Source organism: Kosakonia arachidis, assembly GCF_900116535.1.
Lineage (GTDB): Bacteria > Pseudomonadota > Gammaproteobacteria > Enterobacterales > Enterobacteriaceae > Kosakonia > Kosakonia arachidis.
The window spans coordinates 48,930-75,107 of the sequence record NZ_FPAU01000003.1; the positions used below are offsets into that span (position 1 = coordinate 48,930).

The 26,178-nt window shown below is 54.0% G+C and carries 26 protein-coding genes; 17 read left to right on the top strand and 9 right to left on the bottom strand.

From position 1 onward, the window contains the following. The first annotated feature begins 111 nt into the window (after positions 1 to 111). The 5 genes from alr (at position 112) to BM427_RS11815 (ending at position 4,252) form a co-directional block, all read left to right on the top strand. Positions 112 to 1,191 (top strand): alanine racemase, encoded by a 1,080-nt coding sequence (alr, locus tag BM427_RS11795; RefSeq protein WP_090122717.1) that lies wholly within the window; start codon positions 112 to 114, stop codon positions 1,189 to 1,191. Positions 1,192 to 1,296: 105 nt separating this feature from the next. Further along, positions 1,297 to 2,490 carry an aromatic amino acid transaminase gene (gene tyrB / locus BM427_RS11800; RefSeq protein WP_090121835.1) on the top strand — a complete coding sequence of 398 codons (1,194 nt, stop codon included), beginning with the start codon at positions 1,297 to 1,299 and terminating at the stop codon, positions 2,488 to 2,490. 194 nt (positions 2,491 to 2,684) lie between these two features. Beyond that, complete coding sequence (gene aphA / locus BM427_RS11805; protein WP_090121838.1) at positions 2,685 to 3,395, top strand: acid phosphatase AphA; 711 nt, start codon at positions 2,685 to 2,687, stop codon at positions 3,393 to 3,395. 69 nt (positions 3,396 to 3,464) lie between these two features. Beyond that, the gene (locus tag BM427_RS11810) at positions 3,465 to 3,881 is read left to right on the top strand and encodes a secondary thiamine-phosphate synthase enzyme YjbQ (RefSeq protein ID WP_090121840.1); all 417 of its coding nucleotides are present in this window, start codon (positions 3,465 to 3,467) and stop codon (positions 3,879 to 3,881) included. A gap of 2 nt (positions 3,882 to 3,883) precedes the next feature. Further along, positions 3,884 to 4,252, top strand: coding sequence for an MmcQ/YjbR family DNA-binding protein (locus BM427_RS11815; RefSeq protein WP_090121842.1), 369 nt, complete (start codon positions 3,884 to 3,886; stop codon positions 4,250 to 4,252). A 3-nt stretch (positions 4,253 to 4,255) separates the two neighbouring features. Here BM427_RS11815 and uvrA read toward each other — a convergent pair whose 3' ends face one another. Then, complete coding sequence (uvrA, locus tag BM427_RS11820) at positions 4,256 to 7,081, bottom strand: excinuclease ABC subunit UvrA (protein ID WP_090121846.1); 2,826 nt, start codon at positions 7,079 to 7,081, stop codon at positions 4,256 to 4,258. Positions 7,082 to 7,345: 264 nt separating this feature from the next. Between uvrA and ssb1 the strand changes: the two genes are divergently transcribed. Beyond that, positions 7,346 to 7,867, top strand: a complete 522-nt coding sequence (gene ssb1, locus BM427_RS11825) for a single-stranded DNA-binding protein SSB1 (protein ID WP_090121848.1) — start codon at positions 7,346 to 7,348, stop codon at positions 7,865 to 7,867. Between the two features lie 61 nt (positions 7,868 to 7,928). Here ssb1 and BM427_RS11830 read toward each other — a convergent pair whose 3' ends face one another. The 4 genes from BM427_RS11830 to BM427_RS11845 form a co-directional block, all read right to left on the bottom strand. Then, positions 7,929 to 8,471, bottom strand: coding sequence for a chorismate mutase (locus tag BM427_RS11830; RefSeq protein WP_090121850.1), 543 nt, complete (start codon positions 8,469 to 8,471; stop codon positions 7,929 to 7,931). Between the two features lie 167 nt (positions 8,472 to 8,638). Next, complete coding sequence (locus BM427_RS11835) at positions 8,639 to 9,412, bottom strand: amino acid ABC transporter substrate-binding protein (protein WP_090122719.1); 774 nt, start codon at positions 9,410 to 9,412, stop codon at positions 8,639 to 8,641. Between the two features lie 24 nt (positions 9,413 to 9,436). Beyond that, positions 9,437 to 10,204, bottom strand: coding sequence for an amino acid ABC transporter ATP-binding protein (locus BM427_RS11840; protein ID WP_090121852.1), 768 nt, complete (start codon positions 10,202 to 10,204; stop codon positions 9,437 to 9,439). Further along, positions 10,182 to 10,877 carry an amino acid ABC transporter permease gene (locus tag BM427_RS11845; protein ID WP_007372446.1) on the bottom strand — a complete coding sequence of 232 codons (696 nt, stop codon included), beginning with the start codon at positions 10,875 to 10,877 and terminating at the stop codon, positions 10,182 to 10,184. Before BM427_RS11845 ends, BM427_RS11840 begins: the two co-directional genes overlap by 23 nt. A 375-nt stretch (positions 10,878 to 11,252) precedes the next feature. On the opposite strand from BM427_RS11845, the gene BM427_RS11850 reads away from it, so the two are divergent. The 6 genes from BM427_RS11850 to BM427_RS26010 all read left to right on the top strand — a co-directional run bounded on the left by BM427_RS11850 (position 11,253) and on the right by BM427_RS26010 (position 16,657). Continuing rightward, complete coding sequence (locus BM427_RS11850; RefSeq protein WP_090121853.1) at positions 11,253 to 12,017, top strand: IclR family transcriptional regulator; 765 nt, start codon at positions 11,253 to 11,255, stop codon at positions 12,015 to 12,017. Positions 12,018 to 12,050: 33 nt separating this feature from the next. Next, entirely contained in the window at positions 12,051 to 13,670 is a 1,620-nt protein-coding gene (locus BM427_RS11855; RefSeq protein WP_090121854.1) for an OPT/YSL family transporter, read from the top strand. 24 nt (positions 13,671 to 13,694) lie between these two features. Then, on the top strand, positions 13,695 to 14,633 hold the full coding sequence (locus BM427_RS11860; RefSeq protein WP_090121856.1) for a DUF1177 domain-containing protein: 939 nt from the start codon (positions 13,695 to 13,697) through the stop codon (positions 14,631 to 14,633). 1 nt (position 14,634) lies between these two features. Beyond that, the gene (locus BM427_RS11865) at positions 14,635 to 15,315 is read left to right on the top strand and encodes an AroM family protein (protein ID WP_090121857.1); all 681 of its coding nucleotides are present in this window, start codon (positions 14,635 to 14,637) and stop codon (positions 15,313 to 15,315) included. 12 nt (positions 15,316 to 15,327) lie between these two features. Beyond that, positions 15,328 to 16,020 carry a dipeptidase PepE gene (gene pepE / locus BM427_RS11870; RefSeq protein ID WP_090121858.1) on the top strand — a complete coding sequence of 231 codons (693 nt, stop codon included), beginning with the start codon at positions 15,328 to 15,330 and terminating at the stop codon, positions 16,018 to 16,020. A gap of 493 nt (positions 16,021 to 16,513) precedes the next feature. Next, on the top strand, positions 16,514 to 16,657 hold the full coding sequence (locus BM427_RS26010) for a hypothetical protein (protein WP_244316529.1): 144 nt from the start codon (positions 16,514 to 16,516) through the stop codon (positions 16,655 to 16,657). Positions 16,658 to 16,816: 159 nt separating this feature from the next. Here BM427_RS26010 and BM427_RS11880 read toward each other — a convergent pair whose 3' ends face one another. Genes BM427_RS11880 through BM427_RS11890 form a run of 3 tightly spaced genes read right to left on the bottom strand, consistent with a single transcriptional unit; the run spans position 16,817 to position 19,372 of the window. Then, entirely contained in the window at positions 16,817 to 17,584 is a 768-nt protein-coding gene (locus tag BM427_RS11880; protein ID WP_090121859.1) for an inositol monophosphatase family protein, read from the bottom strand. 10 nt (positions 17,585 to 17,594) lie between these two features. Next, positions 17,595 to 18,617, bottom strand: a complete 1,023-nt coding sequence (locus tag BM427_RS11885; RefSeq protein ID WP_090121861.1) for a LacI family DNA-binding transcriptional regulator — start codon at positions 18,615 to 18,617, stop codon at positions 17,595 to 17,597. Next, the gene (locus tag BM427_RS11890) at positions 18,614 to 19,372 is read right to left on the bottom strand and encodes an MBL fold metallo-hydrolase (protein ID WP_090121862.1); all 759 of its coding nucleotides are present in this window, start codon (positions 19,370 to 19,372) and stop codon (positions 18,614 to 18,616) included. The genes BM427_RS11885 and BM427_RS11890 overlap by 4 nt, the downstream gene beginning before the upstream one ends. A 153-nt stretch (positions 19,373 to 19,525) precedes the next feature. Here BM427_RS11890 and BM427_RS11895 point away from each other — a divergent pair, with 153 nt between their 5' ends. The 4 genes from BM427_RS11895 (at position 19,526) to BM427_RS11910 (ending at position 23,410) form a co-directional block, all read left to right on the top strand. Further along, positions 19,526 to 20,512: an ABC transporter ATP-binding protein gene (locus BM427_RS11895; RefSeq protein WP_090121863.1), complete on the top strand. Its 987-nt coding sequence runs from the start codon at positions 19,526 to 19,528 to the stop codon at positions 20,510 to 20,512. A gap of 34 nt (positions 20,513 to 20,546) precedes the next feature. Further along, positions 20,547 to 21,692, top strand: coding sequence for an ABC transporter substrate-binding protein (locus BM427_RS11900; RefSeq protein WP_425280048.1), 1,146 nt, complete (start codon positions 20,547 to 20,549; stop codon positions 21,690 to 21,692). Positions 21,693 to 21,758: 66 nt separating this feature from the next. Continuing rightward, entirely contained in the window at positions 21,759 to 22,592 is an 834-nt protein-coding gene (locus BM427_RS11905; protein ID WP_090121865.1) for an ABC transporter permease, read from the top strand. Then, a complete protein-coding gene (locus tag BM427_RS11910; RefSeq protein WP_090121866.1) occupies positions 22,589 to 23,410 on the top strand; it encodes an ABC transporter permease in 822 nt (273 codons plus the stop codon). Before BM427_RS11905 ends, BM427_RS11910 begins: the two co-directional genes overlap by 4 nt. A 68-nt stretch (positions 23,411 to 23,478) precedes the next feature. On the opposite strand, the gene BM427_RS11915 is transcribed toward BM427_RS11910, so the two are convergent. Then, on the bottom strand, positions 23,479 to 23,760 hold the full coding sequence (locus BM427_RS11915; protein WP_090121868.1) for a YjcB family protein: 282 nt from the start codon (positions 23,758 to 23,760) through the stop codon (positions 23,479 to 23,481). 738 nt (positions 23,761 to 24,498) lie between these two features. On the opposite strand from BM427_RS11915, the gene BM427_RS11925 reads away from it, so the two are divergent. Further along, entirely contained in the window at positions 24,499 to 25,905 is a 1,407-nt protein-coding gene (locus tag BM427_RS11925; protein WP_090122724.1) for a GGDEF domain-containing protein, read from the top strand. Positions 25,906 to 26,178: the final 273 nt, after the last annotated feature.

Sequence of the window (26,178 nt, forward strand, 5' to 3'; positions counted from 1 at the left end):
CGTTGACGGCACCCGTTCACCCTGGCCACTTTACTAAGCTCTGGGGTTTCGCGGTCTTGTCGCTTTCCTGCAAGGCGAATGATTCAGAAAATTGTTTTTTTGAGGAAAAACATGCAAGCGGCAACTGTAGTCGTTAACCGCCGCGCTCTGCGACACAATCTGCAACGTCTGCGCGAGCTGGCTCCTGCCAGCCGACTGGTTGCAGTCGTGAAAGCGAACGCCTATGGACACGGTCTTGTGGAGACCGCGCGAACGCTCCCCGATGCCGACGCTTTTGGCGTTGCTCGTCTCGAAGAAGCCCTGCAATTGCGTGCAGGGGGAATCACACAACCGATTCTGTTACTGGAAGGTTTTTTCGCCACCAGCGATTTGCCCGTGCTGGCAGAGCAACAGCTTGAAACGGTGATCCATAGCCCATGGCAACTGGATGCGCTGGAAACGGCCACGCTGTCCGCGCCGGTCACTGTATGGATGAAACTGGATACCGGCATGCATCGCCTTGGTGTGCATCCTCATGAAGCTGAGGCGTTTTACACGCGTCTCTCCGGCTGCAAAAATGTGCATCAACCGGTGAATTTCGCCAGCCACTTTGCCCGCGCCGATGAGCCGGAGTGCGGTGTAACGGAACGCCAACTGGGTATTTTTACCGCCTTTACTGACGACAAACCGGGCCTGCGTTCGATTGCAGCTTCTGGCGGCACCTTGCTGTGGCCGCAGTCGCACTTTGACGCTGTGCGTCCCGGAATCATTCTTTATGGTGTTTCGCCGCTGGAAAACAGACCGTGGGGCGCTGATTTTGGTTTTCAGCCGGTGATGACATTGACTTCCACGCTGATTGCCGTGCGTGACCACAAATCAGGAGACGCAGTCGGTTACGGCGGTACCTGGGAAAGCGCGCGCGATACCCGTCTGGGCGTGGTGGCGATGGGATATGGCGACGGTTATCCGCGCGCTGCGCCTTCCGGAACACCCGTGCTGGTCAATGGACGCGAAGTGCCAATCGTTGGCCGTGTAGCAATGGACATGATATGTGTCGATCTCGGCCCTGATGCGCGTGAGCGCGTCGGCGATAGCGTAGTGCTATGGGGCGATGGTTTGCCTGTCGAGCGTATCGCGGCCATCACAAAAGTGAGTGCTTACGAACTTATTACGCGCCTGACTGCCAGGGCGTCCCTGAAGTACCTCGACTAAACGTTTTGCGCTTTCCTGCACGGGAAAGCGCTGCTCCTCTCGATCTTCCCTGGCTTCCGGTTTATTGTGTTGGTCTTGCCGACTGTAAACCTGGAGAATACACGCGTGTTTCAAAAAGTTGACGCCTACGCTGGCGACCCGATTCTCTCGCTCATGGAGCGTTTTAAAGAAGATCCCAGAAGCGACAAAGTTAACCTCAGCATCGGGTTGTATTACAACGAAGATGGCATTATTCCACGCCTGCAAGCAGTGGCTGAAGCCGAAACGCGCCTCAATGCGCAACCGCATGGCGCATCGCTCTATCTGCCGATGGAAGGGCTGAACAGCTACCGTCACTCCATTGCACCCCTGCTGTTTGGCGCAGATCATCCGGTGCTGGCGCAAAACCGCGTGGCAACTATCCAGACGCTGGGCGGCTCCGGTGCGCTAAAAATAGGCGCGGATTTCCTGAAACGCTACTTCCCCAACTCCGGCGTCTGGGTCAGCGATCCGACCTGGGAAAACCACATCGCTATTTTTGAAGGCGCTGGGTTCGAAGTAAGTACTTACCCCTGGTACGACGACGAAAGCAACGGCGTGCGCTTCCCGGCACTGCTGGAAAAACTGAATACCCTGCCGGAACAAAGCATCGTATTACTGCATCCGTGCTGCCATAACCCGACTGGCGCGGATCTGACTAACGCCCAGTGGGACGAGGTGGTTGGCGTGCTGAAAGCACGCAATTTGATCCCATTCCTCGACATCGCTTATCAGGGCTTCGGCGCGGGCATGGAAGAAGATGCTTACGCTATCCGCGCTATTGCCAGCGCCGGGATGCCTGCGCTGGTCAGTAACTCGTTCTCCAAAATTTTCTCCCTGTATGGCGAGCGTGTCGGCGGCCTTTCCGTAGTGTGTGAAGACAGCGAAGCCGCAGGCCGCGTGCTGGGACAACTGAAAGCTACCGTTCGTCGCAACTACTCCAGCCCGCCAAGTTTTGGTGCGCAACTGGTAGCGACCGTGCTCGGTGACGCGGCGCTACGGGCGCTCTGGCTGAAGGAAGTGGAAACGATGCGCACGCGCATTCAGGCAATGCGCCAGCAACTGGTGCAGGTGCTGCGCGAAACCGTGCCGGGCGGGAATTTCGACTATCTGCTTAGGCAACGCGGTATGTTCAGCTACACAGGCTTGAGTGCGATGCAGGTCGATCGTTTGCGTGAGGAGTTTGGCGTTTACCTGATTGCCAGCGGTCGCATGTGTGTTGCCGGTCTGAACAGCCGCAACGTGCAGCGCGTGGCGCAAGCATTTGCCGCTGTAATGTAAGCACCTGCTCACTTTTTAGTTTTCCCTGACCTTCTACCCACGCGCAGAAGGTCATTATCCCCACCTATTCTCTCATTATCCGCGTAATTCGCAGAAAATTCTTTGTTTCATCTGTCTCTGGGGTTAAGGTCGGGTAACATTTTGACCATTCGCACCATTTATGAATATAACGAACTGATAATTTAGGGATAAATATGCGAACGATCACTCGTCTTTTTGGCGCAGCCTGTTTATGGCTGGCGTCAGGTAGCCTTGCGGTTTATGCCTCCGTACCTTCTCCGGTTGTGGAGGGTACCAACATCATCAAACTGGCCGAGCAGGCACCTGTTCACTGGGTTTCCGTGGCGCAAATTGAAAGTTCGCTGGTGGAGCGCCCCCCAATGGCTGTCGGGTTTGATATCGACGATACGGTGCTTTTCTCCAGTCCTGGTTTCTGGCGTGGCAAGAAAACCTGGTCTCCGGACAGTGATGATTACCTGCACACCCCGGCGTTCTGGGAGAAAATGAATAACGGCTGGGATGCATTCAGCATTCCCAAAGAGGTTGCACGTCAGTTAATCGCCATGCATGTGAAACGCGGCGACAGCATCTTTTTCATTACCGGTCGTAGCCAGACCCAAACAGAAAGCGTGACAAAAACGTTGCAGGAGGATTTTTTGATCCCTGCCGCGAATATGAATCCGGTGATTTTTGCCGGCGACCAGCCAGGGCAGAACACCAAAACTCAGTGGCTGAAGGAGAAGCAGATCCGCATTTTCTACGGCGATTCGGACAGTGATATCGCCGCCGCGCGTGCGAGCGAAGCCCGGCCAGTCCGCATTCTGCGTGCCGCAAATTCTACCTATAAGCCATTGCCGCAGGCGGGCGCTATGGGCGAAGAGGTGATTGTCGACTCGGAGTTTTAAAGGCCGGATTTGCCCTTTTGCCAATTTGCAGCACACTTAAAAACGGCCTCTTTGCAGAAGGAATAGTCGATGTGGTATCAACAGACGCTTACGCTTGGCGCGAAATCGCGCGGGTTTCACCTGGTCACCGATGAAGTGCTGGCGCAAATTCGTGAGCTTCCCCGCGTGCAAGTGGGTTTATTGCATCTGTTGCTGATGCACACGTCAGCTTCCCTCACTCTGAATGAAAATTGTGACTCCACGGTGCGCGATGATATGGAGCGCCACTTTTTAAACGCCGTGCCGGACAATGCACCGTATAAGCACGACTACGAGGGGCCGGATGATATGCCCTCGCATATCAAATCCTCAACACTGGGTGTTTCACTGCTACTGCCGATCAGGAATGGGCGCGTGCAGTTAGGAACGTGGCAGGGGATCTGGCTGGGGGAGCATCGTATCCACGGCGGGTCGCGCACGATTATCGCGACACTACAAGGGGAATAAAGATGACAATTTCGGAGTTACTACAGTATTGCATGTCCAGACCTGGCGCGGAACAGAGTGTGCACAGCGACTGGAAAGCTACGCAAATCAAGGTCTCAGATGTGCTGTTTGCGATGGTAAAAGAGGTGGACGGTCGCCCGGCAGCTTCGTTGAAAACCAGTCCGGAGCTGGCGGAGTTGCTGCGTCAGCAGCATAAAGATGTGCGCCCAAGCCGCCATCTGAATAAAGCGCACTGGAGCACGGTATATCTCGATGGTTCGCTGCCAGATTCGCAGATTTACTATCTGGTGGATGCCTCCTGGAAACAGGCGATGGAGCTGGTACCAGAGAATATCCGGCACCAGCTTTATGAAGGATCAACCCGCTCGTAGCCGCTATTTCAACATCGGCTTAAGGAATCGCGCCGTGTGCGAGGCTTCGCATTCGGCGACGGTTTCCGGCGTGCCGGCAACGAGGATTTCACCGCCGCCACTGCCGCCTTCCGGGCCAAGATCGACAATCCAGTCCGCGGTTTTAATCACGTCCAGGTTGTGCTCAATTACCACGATGGTATTACCCTGATCGCGCAGTTGATGCAGCACGTCCAGCAACTGCTGGATATCGGCAAAGTGCAGGCCGGTCGTCGGCTCGTCAAGGATATAGAGCGTTTGCCCGGTACCGCGTTTCGACAGTTCACGCGCGAGCTTCACGCGCTGCGCCTCTCCACCAGAGAGCGTGGTGGCCGACTGCCCCAGGCGAATATAGGTCAACCCAACATCCATCAGCGTTTGTAACTTGCGCGCCAGCGCTGGCACAGCATCAAAGAATTCACGGGCTTCTTCGATGGTCATATCCAGCACTTCATGGATGGTTTTGCCCTTATATTTAATTTCCAGCGTTTCGCGGTTATAGCGTTTGCCTTTGCACTGATCGCACGGTACATAAATATCCGGCAGGAAGTGCATCTCTACTTTGATAACGCCATCGCCCTGACAGGCTTCGCAGCGCCCGCCGCGCACGTTAAAGCTGAACCGTCCCGGCGTGTAACCGCGCGAGCGTGATTCTGGCACTCCGGCGAACAGTTCGCGCACTGGCGTAAAGACGCCCGTGTATGTTGCCGGGTTGGAGCGCGGTGTGCGGCCAATCGGGCTCTGGTCGATATCGATTACCTTATCGAAATGTTCCAGCCCCTGAATATCGCGGTACGGAGCAGGTTCCGCGATGGTGGCGCCGTTGAGCTGGCGCTGGGCGATCGGGAACAGCGTATCGTTGATCAGCGTCGATTTCCCGGAACCGGAAACGCCGGTGATACAAGTAAACAGACCCACCGGCAGCGTCAGTGTGACGTTTTTCAGGTTATTACCACGAGCACCAGTCAGCTTGAGCATTTTTTCCGGATCGGCGCTCACGCGCTGTTTCGGCAGCTCGATTTTACGCTTGCCACTCATGTACTGGCCGGTCAGTGATTCCGGCACCGCCATAATATCTTTGAGCGTCCCTTCAGCGACGACCTGCCCGCCGTGTACACCCGCTCCAGGGCCGATATCAATCACGTGATCGGCCGCACGGATGGCATCTTCGTCGTGTTCGACGACAATCACCGTATTCCCCAGGTTACGCAGGTGAATCAGCGTACCGAGCAGGCGCTCGTTGTCGCGCTGGTGCAGACCGATGGACGGCTCATCCAGAACGTACATGACACCCACCAGACCGGCACCAATCTGACTCGCCAGACGAATACGTTGCGCTTCGCCGCCGGAGAGTGTTTCCGCCGAGCGGGAAAGCGTCAGGTAGTTCAGGCCGACGTTAACGAGAAACTTCAGACGGTCGCCAATCTCTTTCAGCACTTTTTCGGCAATTTTCGCCCGCTGACCGGAAAGCTTCAGGTTATTGAAGAAGTCCATCGCATGGCCGATGCTCATGTCGGAGATGGTCGGCAGCGGCGTATTCTCAACGAACACATGACGCGCTTCGCGACGCAGACGCGTTCCTTCACAGGAGGCGCAGGGGCGGTTGCTGATAAATTTCGCCAGCTCTTCGCGCACCGCGCTGGATTCCGTCTCTTTGTAGCGGCGCTCCATATTATGCAGCACGCCTTCGAACGGATGACGACGCACAGAGGTGTCGCCGCGATCGTTCATATATTTGAATTCGATTGATTCTTTACCGGAACCGAACAGCACCACTTTCCGTACACTATCACTCAGACTTTCCCATGGCGCTTCCACATCGAATTTGTAGTGATCCGCCAGCGATTTCAGCATCTGGAAGTAGTAGAAATTACGGCGATCCCAGCCGCGGATCGCGCCGCCAGCCAGTGACAGTTCCGGATTCTGGATCACACGGTCCGGGTCAAAATATTGCTGTACGCCAAGGCCGTCGCAGGTCGGACATGCGCCTGCCGGGTTATTGAACGAGAACAAGCGTGGTTCCAGTTCGCGCATGCTGTAGCCGCAAATGGGGCAGGCAAAGTTGGCGGAGAACAGTAACTCTTCCGCGTTGGTATCGTCCATGTCGGCGACCACAGCGGTACCGCCGGAGAGTTCCAGCGCGGTTTCAAACGATTCTGCCAGGCGCTGCGCCAGATCGCTGCGCACTTTAAAGCGGTCTATCACCACTTCAATGGTGTGTTTCTTTTGCAGTTCCAGATTCGGCGGATCGGAAAGGTCGCACACTTCGCCGTCGATACGTGCGCGGATATAGCCCTGGCTTGCCAGGTTTTCCAACGTTTTGGTGTGCTCGCCTTTACGCTCTTTAATCACCGGAGCCAGCAGCATCAGGCGCTTGCCTTCTGGCTGTGACAGTACGTTATCCACCATCTGGCTGACGGTTTGCGCCGCCAGCGGCACATCGTGATCCGGGCAGCGCGGCTCACCGACGCGGGCATAAAGCAGACGCAAATAGTCGTGGATCTCGGTAATTGTCCCGACGGTGGAACGCGGGTTGTGCGAGGTTGATTTCTGCTCAATCGAGATCGCCGGCGACAGACCTTCAATATGGTCAACGTCCGGTTTTTCCATCAGCGATAAAAACTGACGTGCATAGGCGGAAAGCGATTCAACGTAGCGGCGCTGTCCTTCGGCATAAAGCGTGTCGAAAGCCAGTGAGGACTTACCAGAACCCGACAGCCCGGTGACGACAATCAGCTTGTCGCGCGGGATGATGAGGTTGATGTTTTTGAGATTATGGGTGCGGGCGCCCCGTACTTCTATCTTATCCAATCCATTCACCTTTTACCCGGAGGAACACGTTTTGCCCGGTGTGTTTGAAGGACAACCGGCGATCACAAACGGCTAATTATGACACAATTCGACCTGTTTGAATATACAGTATTGGAATGCAAATCATGATTCGATGTGCAACAATGCGCCGTGAGTGCGATATCTCCGGAACATCCTTCGCAGCTATCAAATTGCTACATGGAAATGGTACACTCGCGCGTTTACACTACTAAGAAACGTATTAACGTATCAGGAGACTCGAACATGGCCAGCAGAGGCGTAAACAAGGTGATTCTCGTCGGTAATCTGGGCCAGGACCCGGAAGTACGCTATATGCCGAGTGGTGGCGCAGTTGCCAACATTACGCTGGCTACTTCCGAATCCTGGCGCGACAAGCAGACCGGGGAAATGAAAGAGCAGACAGAGTGGCACCGCGTTGTGCTGTTCGGCAAGCTGGCGGAAGTGGCCGGTGAGTATCTGCGTAAGGGTTCTCAGGTTTATATCGAAGGCCAGCTGCGTACCCGCAAATGGACCGATCAGTCCGGTCAGGAAAAATACACTACGGAAGTGGTGGTGAACGTGGGCGGCACCATGCAGATGCTGGGTGGCCGTCAGGGCGGCAGCGCACCTGCTACTGGTGGTCAGCAGCAGGGCGGTTGGGGCCAGCCTCAGCAGCCGCAGGGCGGTAACCAGTTCAGCGGCGGCGCGCAGTCTCGTCCGCAGCAGTCCGCTCCGGCACCGTCTAACGAACCGCCTATGGATTTCGACGACGATATCCCGTTCTGATTGCGCTTTTTAGCGCGCGTTAATCAGAACTAAAAAACCCTGCTTCGGCAGGGTTTTTTAGTTACTCTTTCAACGAAATCCCTTTCATTGTTTCCCAAATCCTTTGCTTATCCTGTTTGTGTAAATTCTTCTGCTGCACGGCGTGCATAAATGCCTCCCGGTCCTGTTCCGTCAGAGGTTGCCCGGACTTTAATCGTGCCGCCACACTTTGCAGAATACGAGCGCTAAGTTGGCCGATTTGCGTCCGTACATCCTGAAGCGGGCGAGGCCGCCAGTCAGTTTCCGGCGCAGCCAGCCAGTCGGCGCGATAGCGGTACTGAATCGCCTTGGCGGCGTCCATCTGCGCCTGAATAAATGGCCTTACGCTCTCGCCTTTTAGCCCCAGAGAATCAGCATCAGCAAGGGTACTCTCCAGTACCTTCTCCTCTTGCGGTAGATCTTCGATTGCCTGGTGGTGCTGCGCTTTATAGCCAGCAACATCTTTCATCCACGACAAGCGTTCATTGATCAAATTGCCAATCGAAGGGGGTGAAGCAGAAGCGGCTGTCGCAGAGAATGTTGCGGCAGCGAGAAGCAATACGACTGTATAGAGCTTGTACGGCATCATAAATCTCCGACGTCGATAAACAGGAAGCCTCTGCAGGCGTTTCCGGCCCTTTGAAGAAACGTTGCGCAGAAAGTGTAGCTGGCACATTTTACAGCCATGTGATGATAAAAAAACCGTAAACCCGATCCGGGCTTACGGTTCTCTTTTACCGCGGGGTTAAAAAATTACTTAGACACGTCCGCACCGAAGTATTTCTGGGAAATACGTTCGTAGGTGCCGTCGGCCTTGATCTCTTCCAGTGCTTTATCAATCGCCGCTTTCAGCTGCGGGTTGTTTTTGCGCAGCAGCACGGCGGATTTCTCCGCATTGTCTTCCGTGGCGATGATTTTCACCGGTGCAGACGGTTTATGTTTTTTAAAGTCGAGGAACGACAGGTTGTCGTTGATAGTGGCATCGGCACGGCCTTGCACCACCAGATCGATAGACTGGTTAAAGCCGTCGGTCGGAACAATTTCCGCACCGTATTTACGCGCGATCTGGCCGTAGTTACTGGTCAGTGACTGGGCTGATTTTTTGCCTTTTAGATCGGCAAAACTTTTAATGCTGCTATCTTTGTCATTGACGATCAGTACTGCTTTAGAAGCAATATACGGCTCGGAGAAGTCGAATTTCTTCTCGCGTTCCGGCGTAATACCCACCTGGTTGATCACCACGTCATAACGGTTCGCGTCGATACCGGCGATCAGACCGTCCCATTTACCTTCAACGAACTGCGGGTTCACTTTCAGGCGTTTGGCGATTTCACGGCCAATTTCTACGTCAAAACCTTCCAGCGTGCCGGAAGTATTGTGGAAAGTGAACGGCGGATAGGTGCCTTCAGTTCCAATTTTCAGTACGCCAGCGGACTGAATTTTTGCCAAATCATCCTGTGCCAGCGCTGCGTGGGCAAAACCAAGCTGCATAATCCCGGCGACGACTAATGTTGCGAGTGCTTTCATCTGCATTACCCTATGTTGTTTTAATTAACTCGCCCCGAGTTCCGGGAGCGCTGTGCTTAACGAGGCGATAAACTCCGCAGTACGGGGTTTCTTCGCGTGCAAAAACAAATCGTTAGCGGAGCCGGATTCGACAATTTCCCCGGCTTCCAGAAATACCACCTGGCTGGCAATATTCGCCGCCAGACGCAAATCATGGGTCGCCATGATCATCGTGGTGCCTTCCAGCGCCAGTTGGCGCAGCACGGCCACCACTTCGCCGGAGAGCTCAGGATCGAGTGCGGAAGTGGGTTCATCGCACAGCAGAACTGCTGGTGACGGAGCCAGCGCGCGGGCAATCGCCACGCGTTGCTGCTGGCCGCCAGAGAGCGTATTTGGCAGAGCATCGCGTTTGTGCAGCATGCCGACTTTATCCAGCAGCTCTTCACCACGGCGGCGGGCGCGTTCGCGATCCCATTTATGTACTGTAATCAGCCCTTCGATGATGTTGTCGAGGGCGGTCATATGCGGAAACAGCGCGAAGTTCTGAAACACCATACCGGTCTGGCGGCTGATGCGGCGAATATCCTGCCCTTTGATCCGCGCATCCGGCGCGAATGTGATGCGCTCTTTGCCGATGGTCAGCTCCCCTGACTGGGGAATTTCCAGCAAATTAATGCAGCGCAATAAGGTGCTTTTCCCGCTGCCTGAAGGGCCAATCAGCGTGGTTACCGTACCTTCTTCAATCGTCAAATTGATGTTCTTCAGCACCCGGTTGCCGTCGAAATTTTTTTCAATGCTGGAGAGCGTTATCATTGACCTGGCCTTTTACTGTCGTACCCGCTAATTTCCGCTCCAGCTTCTCTTGCAAATGCGATAACACAGAACTGAAGAACAGATAAATAATCGCCGCTTCGCTGTACAAAATCAGCGGTTCATAGGTCACCGCCGCAATTTGCTGCGCGGCAAGAAACATCTCCGGTACGGTGATCACCGACGCCAGCGAAGTATCTTTTACCAGTGAAATAAAAGTGTTAGAGAGGGGCGGCACGGCGATGCGCGCGGCCTGCGGCAGAATAATACGACGCAGCGACTGCGCCCATGTCATGCTGATGGAATGGGCGGCTTCCCATTGCCCTTTCGGCACGGCCAGCAGCGTTGCCCTGATCACTTCGGAGGTATACGCGCCAATATTGACGGTAAAGCCGATTACCGCCGCAGGGAAGGCATCAATGGTGATCCCGGCACTCGGCAACGCGTAGAAAATCAAAAATAGCTGCACCAGCAGCGGCGTACCGCGGATCAGCCAGACGTAAAACCGCACTACCGGTTTTAAAAACGCCGGGCCATACAGACGCAAAAGCGCAACCACAAACCCGAGTGACAGCCCAAGAATAAAAGAGATCAGCGTTAAGGGAATGGTGAATTTCAGCCCTGCGGAAAGCATCGGCCAGAAAGAATCAATCGCTAAGGGTAACCATGTTGGCACTGAACACCTACCGGACGGAGCATCTTGCCAGAAATTGCTGGCGGAATATTTTATTAGCCCGGCTTAATTATTTGCGGGCTGGATTAGTGCGAATTATATTCTTTGCACCGTGTGCGAAAACAAATATATACGAATAACGTTATACGAAAAAAAACTAAGCCATTCCTTTTTGATACAAGCCCGCCGTCGTTCACTGCCGTTTTACTGCACCGTTTGCGTGAAGTTTCGCCGCTAATGCACCTTTTTTGATCATTATTTTAGTGCGTGAGTTCTGAGTAATTTTATCAACTTAATATAATTCAGCATGTTACGTGCTGGCATTCTTCTTGCAGTTCCATTTAATGAAACCTAAGTCCCATTTTATGAGACCTCGCAATGTCCATTTTAGAAACGACAGCCAACATCCTGAAACTGATGGTGGAGCTGCAAGGCGGCATCCGCGTGAGCGATGTGATTACCCGCCTCGGCATGCCTAAAAGTACCGCTTCACGTGTTATGAGCCAGCTTGAGTTCTGGGGTTATCTGGAAAAGGACGAAAGCCAGGGCACCTTTCTGCCTGGCCCGTTGATTATGTCAGCCTCACATCTCGTCAGCCGCCAAATCACCCTGAGCGATCATGTTGATGCAGCGCTGCGCAATCTGTGCGAACGCACGGGATACACCGGCTATATATCGATGCTCGATAACCAGGAAATCCTTGTGCTGCGAGTGATCCACGGCCGTCAGGCGCTGCCGGTTGTTACCTGGCCTGGTTCCCGCTCGCCAGCATGGGGAACCTCGACCGGCCGTGCGCTGCTGGCGCGTTTTTCCGATACGCAACTCCATGATTTTTTTGCCAGCCCGCTGGTGGTATCGCAGCTTAGCGGTACACAGCACGACGTCAGTATGCTGGTTGCTGCCGTGGCCTGTACCCGCGATGCCGGTTACGCAACGGCCGTTAATGAATCGGTTGCCGACACGGCTTCCGTCAGTTGCGCAGTAGGCGACCCGGCCACTCACGAAGCCGTGGCGTTCTGCCTCTCCTTCCCTCAACACCTTGCTACCCCTGAAGAGTTGCAACGGATCGCGACATTACTGAAAGAAGCTGCCCTCGCCATCGCCGGAAAAACCGGCGATACGCTGGTGACCAGCCCGCTTTGATTTTTCCTTTTTGCCAATGCCAGGAGAATAACCGTGAGTCAGACTGTCTCATCCGAAACGCCGCCGGAACAGCGCGAGAGCCATCCGCGTGCTTTTGCCCCGGCCACATTACTGTTGCTGCTGGTACTCAGCATCTTCGGCGCAGTTATTGGCGTACAACTGCTAACCACGCTGGGGGTAACGCCGAACACGGCGATCATCGGCGCGATGGCAGCGATGATTATCGCCCGTATTCCACTCCAGTGCTTCGCCCGTTTTCGCTCCATCCATATTCAAAACCTGGCGCAAAGCGCGACGTCGGCGGCCACCTTTGGCGCGGCGAACTCGCTGCTGCTGCCCATTTCTATTCCGTGGCTGTTTGGCCATAACGAAATGGTTATGCCAATGTTTATCGGCGTGGCGCTGGCGATGTTGCTGGATGGCTGGCTGCTCTATCGCTTGTTCAATACGCGCATCTTCCCGGCCGAAGGGGCCTGGCCGCCGGGGATTGCGGCGGCGGAGTCGATTAAAGCGGGCGATCAGGGCGGTAAACAGGCGGCGCTGCTCGGCACAGGCATGGTGATCGGCGCTGTCGGCTCGTGGTTCAAATTCCCGATGGCAGCGCTGGGTACGGCGTTTATCGGCAATATCTGGGCGCTGGGCATGCTCGGCGTTGGCTTCCTGCTGCGTGGTTATTCCGGGCCGCTATTCGACATTGATATCAACAAACTCTACATCCCGCACGGCGTGATGGCGGGGGCAGGCGTGGTGGCGTTGTTCCAGATTATCCGCCTGATACGTCAGAGCAACAGCCAGAAAGCGTCGCAGCATACCGCCGCCGACGTGCTACCGCAGGCGCAAAATGAGCAGATTGGCAAAACCATCCGCTTAGGTGCGCTCGGCTTTATGGCGATTTCGGTACTGATTGCGCTTGGCAGTGGTCTGTATACCCATCTCTCCCTTCCGTGGCTGGTGGCGTTTATGGTCTATGCCGCTTTCGCTGCCTTTCTACACGAAATGATTGTTGGCCTTGCCGCCATGCACTCCGGCTGGTTCCCCGCCTTCGCCGTGGCGCTGATCACCTTGCTTATCGGTATTTTGATTGGCTTCCCGCCACAAGCGTTGGCGATGCTGTGCGGTTTCTCCGCTGCGACCGGCCCGGCTTTTGCTGATATGGGCTATGACCTGAAAGCCGGATGGATCCTGCGCGGTAAAGGCGAACATACCCGCTTTGAGCTGGAGGGCCGCCGTCAGCAACTGCTCGCCGCTATGCTGGCCTTTGTCGTCGCCATGCCGGTGGTGCTGTTTATTTTCCGTGACTACTTCTCGCAGGGGCTAGTGCCGCCGGTGGCAAAAGTGTATGTCGCCGCCATTAACGCCGGCGTGTCGTTTGATATTGCCAAATCGCTGCTCATTTGGGCCATTCCGGGGGGCATTATCCAGTTGATCGGCGGCCCTGGCCGTCAGATGGGGGTGCTGCTGGCTACAGGGCTGCTGATCAATAACCCGCTGGCGGGTTGGGCGGTGATGATCGGTATTGCCATCCGCGCGGTGGTGCTGCGCATTGGCGGCGAACCGATGCGTAACAAAATCGAGGTGCTGGCGGCGGGTTTGATCGCCGGAGACGCCCTGTTCAGCTTCTTTAATTCCGTCCTGCCGGGCGGCAAAAAGTAATCACGCCATTTCAGAGAAAATATGATGAGCTTACAACAAACGTTACAGGTCTTTGAGTTACTCGATAGCGCGTATGCCAGCGGTGACAAGGTGAAAACTCTGCTGGCGGGCTACAGCAACCTCGAGGTGAGCGTGAAAGCGGTCAGTGGCCCGAAAGGCAGCACCGACTTCGTTAAAATTGTCATTCCCGGCACCGAAGGTAAACGCCGCGGCGGCAGCGCGCCGACGCTGGGGATTGTCGGACGTCTGGGGGGGATTGGCGCGCGTCCGGGGCGAATTGGGCTGGTCTCCGACGCAGACGGCGCCGTGGCGGCGATTGCCAGTTCGCTCAAACTGGCGGAGATGCAGCGCCAGGGAGACAGCCTGCCAGGCGATGTGATTGTCACCACCCATATCTGCCCGGATGCGCCAACGCGACCACACGAGCCGGTTGATTTTATGGATTCGCCAGTCGAAACCGAAGACATGAACGAGCAGGAAGTCTCCGATGAAATGGATGCGGTGCTGTCGATTGATACCACCAAAGGCAACCGCATCATCAACCATAAAGGCTTTGCTATTTCGCCGACGGTCAAAGCGGGTTACATCCTGCGTGTGGAAGAAGATCTGCTGCGCATCATGGAAATGACCACCGGGCAACTGCCGGTCACTTTTCCGATCACCACCCAGGACATCACGCCGTACGGTAATGGGGTTTATCACCTGAACAGCATTCTGCAACCGTCGATTGCCACCGCTGCACCCGTGGTTGGCGTGGCGATTACGGCGGTAAGCACTGTACCGGGCTGTGGCACCGGGGCGAGCCACGAAACGGATATCGCGCTGGCCTGTAAATTTGCTGTAGAAGTGGCGAAAGAGTTTACCCGCGGCACCTGCCAGTTCTTCGATAAAGCGGAATACCAGCGCTTGCTCGATCTGTACGGTTCGCTGGCGCATTTGCAAAAACGTCAGCCGGGAGTGTGAAATGGCGATCCGCAAAATCGGTACGCTAACCATCGGCCAGGCACCGCGCAGCGACATCACGCCCATCCTCGATGCGGCGTTACCCGTGCAGGTGAACTGCCTGCACGCCGGAGTGCTGGATGGGCTGGATGATGTCGTCATCGCGGCGCGTTTTGCGCCAAAACCTGGCGATGCATTGCTGACTTCGCGTCTGCTGGACGGGCGAGCCGTCGTGATGGGCAAACCGGCGGTCAGCGACGCGCTGCAACAGAAGATCGACTGGCTGGAAGCGCAGGGCTGCGAGATCATCGCTATTCTTTGTACCGGTGAATTTCACGGTTTGAGCAGTAAAAAAGCGTGGTTGATCGAGCCGGATCAGATCCTGCCGCCGACGTTGAACGCTCTGGTAGGGAAGCGTCGTGCCGGGATCCTTGTGCCGCTGGAAGCGCAGATCGCCAGCGAGCTGGAGAAGTGGCGCGGCGCCGTGCAAACACCGGTGTTTGCCGTTGCCTCGCCCTATACCGCCAGCGAAGACGACGTGGCCGCCGCCGCTTGCTCGCTGCAAGCGCAGGGCGCGGACGTGATTCTGACCGATTGCATGGGCTACACTGCCTGGCATCAGGCGATCTGCGCCCGTCACGTTCCGCTGCCCGTTGTACTATCGAATAAGCTGTTAGCCGATCTGCTACGCAATTTGCTGTAAAAGGAGAGGGTTATGGAGTTGTTGTTACTGAGCAATTCGGTGCTGCCTGGCACCGAATATCTGGAATATGCGCTACCGCTGCTGAAAGCGCAGCTTGGCGGGCGTCGCAAGGTGGTATTTATTCCCTTCGCGGGCGTAACGCAAACCTTTGATGCCTATACGGATAAAGTCCGTCTGGCGCTGGCGGAGCTGGATCTATCTATCACCGGCATTCATACCGTGGACGACGCACCTGCGGCGATTGCCGCTGCAGAGATGGTGATGGTTGGCGGCGGCAACACGTTTAACCTGCTGAAAAATTGCCGCGAACGCGGGTTGATCGAACCGATCCGCCAGGCCGTGAACAACGGTGCGCTGTATGTTGGCTGGAGTGCCGGGGCGAATCTGGCCTGTCCGACGATCCGCACCACCAACGATATGCCGATTATCGATCCGGGCGGTCTGGATGCACTCAATCTGGTGCCATTGCAGATCAACCCGCACTTTACCAACGCGCTGCCCGCCGGGCATCAGGGAGAAACGCGTGAGCAGCGCATTCGCGAGCTGCTGGTGGTGGCGCCGGAACTGGAAGTGATCGGTTTACCGGAAGGAAGCTGGATCACGGTACAGGACGGCCACGCACAACTCGGCGGCGACAAATCGGCCCTGCTGTTTAAAGCCAGGCAACCGGCCATTACCTTGGCTGCCGGTCACCGCTTTTTCTGAAATCGACAATGGCCCGCTGGCGGGCCATCTTTTTATTTCCTGACATATAATTAAATTTGCCTAAAGTAATCTGCGAAATTATTTAATTGTTAGTGCTGAGAATAATATTACCCTCTCAAAATATATGATGCGCAATCAATATGTTGGTTGAATCGCATAGCCTAATAACCATAAATAAATTTGCTAAAATAAATTTATTAATTAATTTTCAACTAGTTATAATAATTTAATGGAAATGTGATGATTCTTAATTACCAATCGGTGCAAGTTTCAGCTATATCCAGTTAATATCACGCGAAATATTCGCCTCGGCAATAAAGGAACACGTATGGTTAACCGGATAACCGTTCTGTCATCCTCCGGAAGTGATTCGCTCTTATTCTGGACGTTTAAAGGGGGAAGAACAGCACTCCATGCCCTTTCACGTTCAGGTCGAGCTGCGGAGCAAAGATTTCATCCTCGATCGGCAAAACTGCTGGGCCAGGAGATGAAGATGGTGATCCCAACGCAGTTGGGAACGATGCGCTATCTGAGCGGTAAAGTCACGGCGATCTCTGCGCACTCAGAAGAGCTGGATGGTATCGACCCGTTGAACTCACACGGCTTATCAGGAAAGTTTCCCTTATGCCGGAGGTGATATTGTGACTGGTACTGACGGCGACGCTTACCAGTGCAAACCGCGGCCGTACACCAACTGGTGTTCCGGTGCGGCCTTCGCGGTAGCGCCTGGGATATGGCCTGGGATAAAGTTTCCAAATAATGGAATTGCGCCCCCGCTTGTCGGGGGCTTTTGGCTTCAGCCGTTTGGCAACAGTACCGGTTGCAGACGTTTCCACACCGCCGGGCTTGCCGCCCATGCATTGTTTCCCTGCGTCAGACCATCACTGGCGAGAAAATCGTTGTGTACGCCTCCCGCTTCCTTAATTAGCGCCAGACCGGCCAACGCATCCCAGCTATGAAGATGGGCCTCAAAATAACCATGTACCTGGCCTGCCGCGACGTGTGCCAGCATCAACGCGCCGGCGCCAAAGCGGCGGTGCTCAATGCCATGCTCAAAAAGGGTTTCAATGGTCTGCGTATAGTCGCGCGGCGGGGTACGGCTTGAACGACCCAGCCCCAGAACCACAGCCTCCGGCGACGGCTCGCGAATCGTCAACTTCTGCTCGTTTAAGTACGCGCCTTTGCCCGTTTGCGCGAAGAAAAACTCGTTACGATCGGGGGCATAAATGATGCCCAGCTCAATGTTGTGCGCGCGAACATAGGCGACGGAGATGCACCAGTAATCCATGCCGAGGATAAAGTTGGTGGTACCGTCGATCGGATCGATAACCCAGATGCCGTCGCTTCCCGGCTCAAGCCCGCGTTCTTCGCCTAGCAGGCCATCCTGCGGGCGCTGCGTTTTCAACCATGCGCGCAGTTCGTTTTCCACATACACATCCGCCTGGGAGACAAAATCCTGGCGGCCTTTCTGTTCAATCGTTAGCCCGTTATCGCGAAGTTGCTTCGCTTGCTGGCCGAGACGACGAATCAACGCGCAGAGCGCGTGGGTAAACTCTTCTGTCATAGCGGGACTCTTAGCCAATACGTGGCGATGTTTGTCGGTGAATCAGTTCCACCTTAACCCACTCAACGCGGGAAGGCTGTAAGGGATTTTTGGCCCGCTCCAGCAGGCGCGTTAACGCCCGCCGTGAGATCTCCGCCACATCCTGATGCAGCGTAGTGAGCTGGTAGCTGAACTGGCCGCTTTGTGGCGTATTATCAAAGCCTATCAAATGGAAGTCGTGCGGCGCGAACTTACCGCGCTGGCGCATGCCGTCGAGAAAACCACAGGCCAATTGCGCATTGGCGCAAAAGATCCCTTCCGGTAATTCGTCTTTATCGTTGAGCGCAGCCTGCCATCCGCCGTCGTAGCCCTCTTCGCTGGCGCTTATCCAGCGCAGATGCCGTTGCGTATCAACGTCCAGTTGTTGCAGCGCATGCTCAAAAGCTTCGCCGCGCATCACGCCTGCCCATGTGGAGTTACGGTTGATTAGCCAGCCGAAACGGCGACAACCCGCGTGAACCAACTGTTCGGCGGCCAGTTGTGCACCGCGATGGTTATCCGAGCAGACAAAATCGACAAACGGAATATCGGGATGACGATTGATGCCAACCACTGGAATCTGCTGGCCGACACACTCGTTGACGATGGCCTCCGGCGGTTTGCCGGAGGTAACAATCACGCCAGAGACGCGAAATTGAGTGAAACGGCGTAGCGTAGTGACCAGATCCTGCTCGCCGGTAATTTCGGTCACCAGCGCCTGGTAGCCGCGCCGCTGGATCTCATGCAGTAACCCTTCCAACAGGCTGCTGCGAAAAGGATCGCCAATGCGCGCCACAATCACGCCAATCAGATGGCTGCGCTGGCGGTTCAGCCCCTGCGCGAGAAAATTGACCTGATAACCCAGTTCCTGCGCGGCACGCAGTACTTTCTCTTTGGTTGCCAGCGAGATGCTGCCGTTGCTACTTAATGCGCGTGACACCACAGCGCGGGAGACGCCCGCCCGTTTCGCCACATCTTCCGCCGTAACGGCCTGTTTGCGGATTACCTGACTCAAATGCTCCCCTCCGTGCGGCGCGTAATCTCAATGCGCATGCCATCTTCGCTGACAAACAGTCCCTGATGCGTAAGGCAAGCCTGCGTCAGTGCCGGACGCGCGGCGTCATTACAGTGATACAACCCCAGCGCGGGTAAACGCAGTTGGGTAAACAGCGCCTGGCAACCGGGAAAATCGCCGTGTGAAGCGTCACTGGCCAACGGTGTCATGGATGCACACTCCTGAAACGCCAGATCCGCATGGTGCATCAATGCAATACTCTCCGGCGTCGGGCGTCCGTCGCCGCTGTAGAACAGCGCCACGCCGTCTGCTTCAATACGCACCGCAAGATTGGGAATTTCATGATGCGTGAATGCAGTACTCACTTGCCAGTCGTGCCAGCGCCACAGCGGTTCGCTGTCGCGCCAGTCGATGTCGAAACAGAGCGACGTATCCGGCCAGTTGGCGAGGCCTGCCAGCTGCATCAGTACCGAGCGCTGTTCGCGCTGTGACCAGATAACCAGCGGTTTGCTGCGCTGAAAACTTTTCCAGTAATTCAGTAGCGCCGTTAACCCCGTGCAGTGATCCGGGTGAACATGGGTGAAGTAAATCGCGTCGATGGCATTCACATCAAGGCCACGCTGCCACAGCGCGCGCGGGATCGTGGGGCCGCAATCAATCAACCACTGTCGGTTTTCACGGTCGATCACGCGCAGCGCAGAGGTATTTTGTTGCAGCGAGAAGGCGCTGCCGCAACCCAGAACATCTATTTCCATTTCGCTTCACCAAAATTATCGCGGACTTAATCAAATTGTCACAAATAGACGACAAAGTAGGCTCACATAATGTCGCTGCAAGGTTGCATTTTTTTTACAAATAAATGAACACGTGTTCATCGTTGAAAAAGATGTCGAATAAAAGGATCGCCCATGAGTTATTTGCAAATTAATAAGCTGAAGATTGGCTACGGCAATAACATCGTTCTCCACGATATCCATTTAGCGGTGGAGAAGGGCGAGATGATCGCGTTGCTTGGACCTTCTGGCTGCGGAAAAACTACATTACTCAATGCATTATGCGGATTTGTGCCCGTGCGTTCAGGAACTATCTCCATCAATGGTCGGGATATTACGCACAGTACGCCGGAGCAGCGAAATATCACCATGGTTTTTCAGAGTTATGCGTTGTGGCCGCACTTTACCGTCGCGCAAAATATTGGCTATGGCTTAAAAGTGCGTCGCGTGAAAAAAGAAGCAATTCAACAACGAGTGCAGGAATTATTAAAAATCGTCAACCTTGAAGGTTACGCGGATATTAAAGTGACCGCACTTTCTGGCGGCCAACGTCAGCGCGTGGCGCTGGCACGTGCGCTGGCGATTGAACCGGAGGTGCTGGTACTGGATGAACCGCTGTCGAACCTCGATGCCAAAGTGCGCCTCAATGTACGCCATGAAATTAAAGCGCTGCAAAAGAAGCTCGGCTTCACCTCGCTTATCGTCACTCACGATCAACAGGAAGCGCTGGTGATGGCGGATCGTATTGCGGTGCTGAATAGCGGGCGTATCGAGCAAATCGGTACGCCGGAAGATATCTACCATCGCCCGGCAACACCGTTCGTGGCGGATTTTATGGGTGCGGATAACTGCCTGACGGGCACTGATGACGGGGGCAAATCCCTCTATTTTCGCAGTGTGGATGTCACCATTCACGCTGCTTCGACGCCCCCAGCACCGCAGGGGTTAGTGCTGGAGGGCGTTATTGAAGAGAGCGCGTTTCTCGGCCACCAGTATCGCCACCGCGTGCGCTGCGGTGGGCAGCTTTTGCTCGCCGATTCACCGCAGTTCTGGCCAGCGCAAACGCCCGTGGTGCTGCATGTTCCGCAACCGGCTCTGCATCTTTTTGAACAACCTTTGTAATGCCAACCGACACACTTTTTCCTGGGGATACATCATGTCCGTAAAAATGAAATTTGCTGTCACAGCCGCACTCTGTTTGGGGTCACTGCATGCCGCGAACGCCGAAACGGTTCTCAATGTTGCAACGGCAGGCGATCAAAATATGGTGGACTATGTCAAAACCTGGTTGGGGCCGAAATTTGAAGCGATGCATCCAGGGGTAAAAGTGCAGGTGATCGGCACCGGGCCAGGCGATGCCGGGTCGAATAAGATCATCGAAAAACTGACTGCGCAGCAGCAAAGCGGCGCGAAAAGTTGGGATATCGACGTCGCTGTGGTGCATCAGAACGCGGGTGGACAACTGGTTGAAAAAGGGTTGCTGGATAAATATCGCCCGACTGTCAGCACTGGCGCCATGGTGACGGCGGAAAACGCAAAGAATGCGTTGGGCGTCAATGTTGATGGCTACGTCATGCCGATGTTCTTAAGTCAGACGGCAATTGCCTATAACAGCGATCTTGTCAAAACACCGCCGAAATCCTACGACGAACTGGTGCAGTGGTCAGAGAAAAATCCGAAAGCCTTTGGTTATAACGGTATTAAAAACGGCATGTCCGGCGTGAGCTTTGTGGTGGGCTGGATGTATGCCTACGGCACCAGTGCGGATCGCCTTACCGCGCAGCCTTACGATAAAGCCGTGGAAAAAGAGTGGACTCAGGCTTACGCCAAACTGAAAGAATTCAACAAGAACGTCACCTTTACGCCCGGCAACGCCGGGACGCTGGATATGCTGAGCCGTGGCGAAATCACCATGGGGCCGGTGTGGGTCGATATGTTCTATAGCTGGAAAGATCAGGGCAAGCTCCCACCGTCGATCAAACTGGCGTTGATTGCGCCGGGTATGCCAGGACAGCCGATGTACTACGTGGTGCCAGCCCATGCCGCGCAGGCCAAACTGGCGCAGGAATTTATTGCACTGGCGACCAGCCCGGAAGTGCAGGCGCAGGGGATTGTGAAGCAGTTTAACTGGTATCCAGGGATTGACGCGAAATACGTCAAAGAGAAGCTGGATGATGCCACCTGGCAGAAGTTGTTCGCTGAAATTTCACCGCAAGATTTGGCGAAATACGGCAAGAATTTCCCGATTACCCACTACTTTGATGACATCAAAGAGGGTTACGAGAGCCAGGTTTCAAACTGATGTTTTTAGGTGCCCGGATGTTGTCGGTCCGGGCATCTTTTTTTACGGTGATAATTCAGGTTTACCATGCGACATGCGATGAAATATTTACTGCTGGTGGCTCCGGCGACGCTAATGATAGCGGTGTTTTTCCTCTGGCCGCTGGGCTTTTCGCTGATCTCTGCCTTTACCGGCGAGACAGGGCAATTGACGCTGGCACACTTTGATAAAGTATTGGCGCTCTATTCGAATGACATACTGTTTACCGTGATTATTGTGCTGACGTCGCTGGCGATCCTCGCTCTACTGTCGATCGGCATCGCGGCGATCATTGTGCTGTCGCCGTTTCGCGGGATCGTCAAGGCGCTGGCCTTTTTGTACCGCCTGCCGTTGTTTATTCCCTTTATTGTGACCGCGCAAATGATGCGCACTTTTCTGGCAAAAAACGGCCTGATGAATAATGTGCTGGTCGCCGCCGGGGTGATGACACCGATGGAGACCACCTCGCTGCTCGGCTGGAGCGGGATTATGATTACGTTTGTCTGGAAACAGATGGCTTTCACTACACTGCTGATTTGCGGCGCGATGTCGGCGATCGATCCGGCCCATATTCTGGCTGCGAAAAACCTTGGCGCTTCCCGACTGCGTATTCTGTTCGACATTATTTTGCCGCAGGTGCTGCCGACGATTGGCGTGGCGATGGTGCTGTCGACCGTGACGATGATGTCGGTCCTTTCTGTACCGCTGATGATAGGTACCGGTACGCCAACGATGATGACGGTGGATATGGCATTTCGCGTCAACTCTTACGGTGATTACCCGGTCGCCAACGCGATGGGCGTCATTTCATATCTGATTTGCGCGCTGCTTTCCTGGTTCTACTTACGTCACAGCCTGCAGGCGAAAGGAGCTCAGTCATGAATGCCTTTCGACAAAAACTGCGCGGCAGTTTTCTGCTGCAAACGTTGCTGCTGACATTTCTGGTGCTGGCGCTGTTCGGCCCGCTGTTGAATCTGCTGATCTGGACGGTGGCGGAGAGCTGGTTCTTCCCGCATACGCTGCCGAGCCAGTGGGGGCTGAAGTACTGGAGCCAGGTGTTTAGTCCATATAGCGACGTTTCGGGTTCGCTGTCGATAAGCGTGTTGATTGCCGTGCTGGCAGTGCTGGTTTGCCTGATCATCTCTGTACCGGCAGGTTACGCGCTTGCCCAGCGCGGTATGCCATGTCGCGCATTTTTTATGCTGCTGTTTCTGATCCCGCAGGCGTTTCCCAATCTGACGGTGTATATGAACGTGGCGCGGCTGTTTTATCAGTGGGGGCTAAATGGCACGATTGCCGGTGTGGTGCTGGTGCACAGCGTACATGGGCTTATGTATTCCATCTGGATAAGCGTCGCGGCGTTTTCGGCGCTCGATCCGCTGCTGGCGCGGGCCTCGCGCAATCTCGGTGCCGGACCGGTATATACATTTTTCCATATTATTTTGCCGCAGGCCGCGCCAGGTCTGATTGCCGCCAGCATCTTTGTGTTTCTGGAATCGCTGGATGAGTTTACCGCCACCTTCTTCGTCGGCGCGCCGGATATCACTACACTGCCTATTTTGCTTTATACCGCCAGCATGTCGGGTAACTACCAGGTGTCGTCGATCACCGCGCTGATCCTGCTGGTGCCTTCGGTGCTGTTTATGCTGGTGATCCACAAGTTTATGCGTCCAGAAATGCTGTCGAAGCTGGGGAAATAGGTGGGAAGGTAGCGAATATGCAGGTCTACGTGGAGATAAAAAAAGCGCCCGTAGGCGCTTCATTTTTATCAAGTAATGACCATCGGCCAGTCTGGTGGAGCGTTACGCGAGACGTCCGCCATGACCTGCACCACGTTGTGCCAGATGTTAGTGATATCCAATGCTGTAATGCCCAGCAGTCCGGTCGCGAACCAGCACGCCGCCGCTAGTCCCATACCGCTGCTGATCACTGCCAGGCCGATATAATCAGCCCGACGGAAGCGAATATTCAGCGTACTGGCCATAAACATCAACACTGCACTCAATAACTGCCAGCGCAACAGAACCACGCTGGTGGTAAAGGTAGCCATGAAACCATCCTCAGAAAGAATCGAATACCGGGCGGACCTGGCGTTACGCGCGAGTGGCAAAGGTGACACAGAAGTCCGCAGGAGTTGCACAACAATGTGAAACGGGCTGGCCGTTTCAAGAATGTGTGAACTGTATCACATTTGGTGATTTATTCACCAGTGGAAAATGCATTTTTTGTAGAGGTTTCCTACTAATTTTAGTGGGGTGATAACGCGTTTTTTCACGAGGATATATTGCTTAGTACTTGCGGGAATTACCCCCGGTATTATTCATGTATTAAAGTGATATTTAGAGCCTATCCCATTAGGCTATTTTATTTGCCATTTTGGTCCTGGGCAGTGCTCACACAAAATGTGTTGGCATTTTGAACGCCGCTTGCGGCGGCCCTTTAGGGCGAGCGAAGCGAGTCATCCTCACGTACTGCGTGTACGCTCCGGTTGTTGCGCGCTGTCCGTGTCCAGACTGGCTGCAACAATATTCGCTTACCGGGATAGGCTCTTAGCACCCTAATTGCCACAATATTTACAGTCCGCATAACATATATTATGCTTGTGTTGTTATCTTTATTTACCTGTGAATGGTTATTCAGGCCTCTGATCTTTATCGATATATTCTTTCTTGTCACGGTTTATGTGCTGCGCGCATTTACGTTATGTGACACTTGTGGGCGAATGTTTTTTCTTCCTGATTAAATCATGGCAGGCCGGTTTGGTATTAATAATCAGCGAAAAGAAAAAATGAAAACAGAGAATTTAGTCGTTTCTTTAGGAAACGGCGCTGCGGCGTTGACGCTTCTGGCGAAGTTGATGCCGTGGCTCGCTGCACAACGCTCCATGGAAGATATATTGTCCATCATCAATGCGTCCCTGGGCGCGCAACTTTCCTGGGTGGTGATCGAGCAGGACGACGTATGGCAGATAGCCTGCAACGGAGAGATGGAGTGTACACTACGTGATGCACAAACTCTGCTGGAACAGTTGCACCTGCGTCGTAATCAGCGTGCCTGGCGCGTTATATGCTGGCGACGGCATGTCGGGAAATTATTATTCCCGACCCAGTCATTCAGCGCCAATAAATTGCAAAGCGGCGTGTTATGTAAGCTGAATTATAAAAATCTGAGCATCAAAGGTTATTTCTTTTTAGCGTTTTCACATCCTTTACCTTCACTGTCTATAATCAAGAACGTGGTTATTATTCTGGTGGAGAAACTTAAAGATTATATGGAGGACGTTTTTGTTAGAGAACGTGCCGCTAAAGAAATGCAGCGTGTTGTTACGCAATATAAAGCACTGTTCGATCGTGCCCCGGTTTTAATGAATTCTTTCGATAAAACAAATCGCTGTATTTTATGGAATGGCGAGTGTGAACGTTTATTTGGCTGGAGCATTCATGAGCTTAATCAGCAGTCCGATCCATTAGCACTCTTTTTCCCTGATCCGGAGATGCGCCAGAAAATTCGCTCTTCGGTTAATACTTCGCCCGCCGTCGATATGCATGAGTGGCATCCGATACGGCGCGATGGACAGGTATTGACCGTGCTTTGGTCAAATATTTTGCTACCTGACCGCTCGATCTTGAGTATTGGCCTGGATATCACCGAGCGTAAAAAAGTGGAGCGGCAACTGGAGAAAAAAGCGACGATTGACGATCTGACCGGCTGCTACAATCGTTTCTCCATGCTGCGGAAGTTAAAAGAGGCGCTGGTACAGTGTAAACCTGAGGAACCCCGTAGCCATTTCAGTCTGTTAATGCTGGATCTGGATTATTTCAAAAACATCAACGATCGCTGGGGACATCTGACGGGCGATGCTGCACTGGTGCATTTTTGTGACCAGATTCGTGAGCATAGTGATCCGTCTTATCTCTTTGGTCGCCTGGGTGGTGAGGAATTCCTGATTTTGATGCCGCACACCGATCGTAAAAATGCGCTGCGTTTTAGCCAAAAAATTCGTGCTGCATTAGCTTGTTCACCTTTGTTAAGCGGGAGTGAAAAAATCCCGTTATCCTTTAGCGCTGGTTTAGTATTCGTGTACGGCGAGCAGACAGATACTTCAGTTTTACTTACACTTGCCGACAACGCGCTGTACGATGCAAAACGTAGCGGACGCAGTAAAACAGTGGTTGCCAGCGATTTTTATAAATAAATACGCAAAGATGAAGGAATGTCATTCATTAGATGAAAAAATACCCGACAGGCCGCGCCATTTTTTATCCTGCGGTGAGTTTAGCTTAATCAGTGATACTATGTTGTGTTAAGTGAAAACGCCTCATAACGAATGGATAAATATTTTCCTTAATATAAACATTGGGCACACTTTGACTTTATCTTACGGTCGAATATTCTGGTCATAACCAAATATTAGGTTTTTAATGAGAAAAGTCAGTTGCTAATGTCGTGTGATTCATGCAACGTAATC

Excerpts from the sequence above, each read along its gene's own strand:
- BM427_RS11890 (WP_090121862.1), bottom strand. The coding sequence starts at position 19,372 with ATGGAAATAGATGTTCTGGGTTGCGGCAGCGCCTTCTCGCTGCAACAA.
- aphA (WP_090121838.1), top strand. The coding sequence starts at position 2,685 with ATGCGAACGATCACTCGTCTTTTTGGCGCAGCCTGTTTATGGCTGGCG.
- BM427_RS11835 (WP_090122719.1), bottom strand. The coding sequence starts at position 9,412 with ATGAAAGCACTCGCAACATTAGTCGTCGCCGGGATTATGCAGCTTGGT.
- pepE (WP_090121858.1), top strand. The coding sequence starts at position 15,328 with ATGGAGTTGTTGTTACTGAGCAATTCGGTGCTGCCTGGCACCGAATAT.
- BM427_RS11840 (WP_090121852.1), bottom strand. The coding sequence starts at position 10,204 with ATGATAACGCTCTCCAGCATTGAAAAAAATTTCGACGGCAACCGGGTG.
- BM427_RS11905 (WP_090121865.1), top strand. The coding sequence starts at position 21,759 with ATGCGACATGCGATGAAATATTTACTGCTGGTGGCTCCGGCGACGCTA.
- BM427_RS11925 (WP_090122724.1), top strand. The coding sequence starts at position 24,499 with ATGAAAACAGAGAATTTAGTCGTTTCTTTAGGAAACGGCGCTGCGGCG.
- alr (WP_090122717.1), top strand. The coding sequence starts at position 112 with ATGCAAGCGGCAACTGTAGTCGTTAACCGCCGCGCTCTGCGACACAAT.
- BM427_RS11910 (WP_090121866.1), top strand. The coding sequence starts at position 22,589 with ATGAATGCCTTTCGACAAAAACTGCGCGGCAGTTTTCTGCTGCAAACG.
- ssb1 (WP_090121848.1), top strand. The coding sequence starts at position 7,346 with ATGGCCAGCAGAGGCGTAAACAAGGTGATTCTCGTCGGTAATCTGGGC.
- BM427_RS11810 (WP_090121840.1), top strand. The coding sequence starts at position 3,465 with ATGTGGTATCAACAGACGCTTACGCTTGGCGCGAAATCGCGCGGGTTT.
- BM427_RS11915 (WP_090121868.1), bottom strand. The coding sequence starts at position 23,760 with ATGGCTACCTTTACCACCAGCGTGGTTCTGTTGCGCTGGCAGTTATTG.
- BM427_RS11860 (WP_090121856.1), top strand. The coding sequence starts at position 13,695 with ATGAGCTTACAACAAACGTTACAGGTCTTTGAGTTACTCGATAGCGCG.
- BM427_RS11850 (WP_090121853.1), top strand. The coding sequence starts at position 11,253 with ATGTCCATTTTAGAAACGACAGCCAACATCCTGAAACTGATGGTGGAG.
- BM427_RS11880 (WP_090121859.1), bottom strand. The coding sequence starts at position 17,584 with ATGACAGAAGAGTTTACCCACGCGCTCTGCGCGTTGATTCGTCGTCTC.
- BM427_RS11815 (WP_090121842.1), top strand. The coding sequence starts at position 3,884 with ATGACAATTTCGGAGTTACTACAGTATTGCATGTCCAGACCTGGCGCG.
- BM427_RS11830 (WP_090121850.1), bottom strand. The coding sequence starts at position 8,471 with ATGCCGTACAAGCTCTATACAGTCGTATTGCTTCTCGCTGCCGCAACA.
- BM427_RS11865 (WP_090121857.1), top strand. The coding sequence starts at position 14,635 with ATGGCGATCCGCAAAATCGGTACGCTAACCATCGGCCAGGCACCGCGC.
- BM427_RS26010 (WP_244316529.1), top strand. The coding sequence starts at position 16,514 with ATGGTGATCCCAACGCAGTTGGGAACGATGCGCTATCTGAGCGGTAAA.
- BM427_RS11900 (WP_425280048.1), top strand. The coding sequence starts at position 20,547 with ATGTCCGTAAAAATGAAATTTGCTGTCACAGCCGCACTCTGTTTGGGG.
- BM427_RS11895 (WP_090121863.1), top strand. The coding sequence starts at position 19,526 with ATGAGTTATTTGCAAATTAATAAGCTGAAGATTGGCTACGGCAATAAC.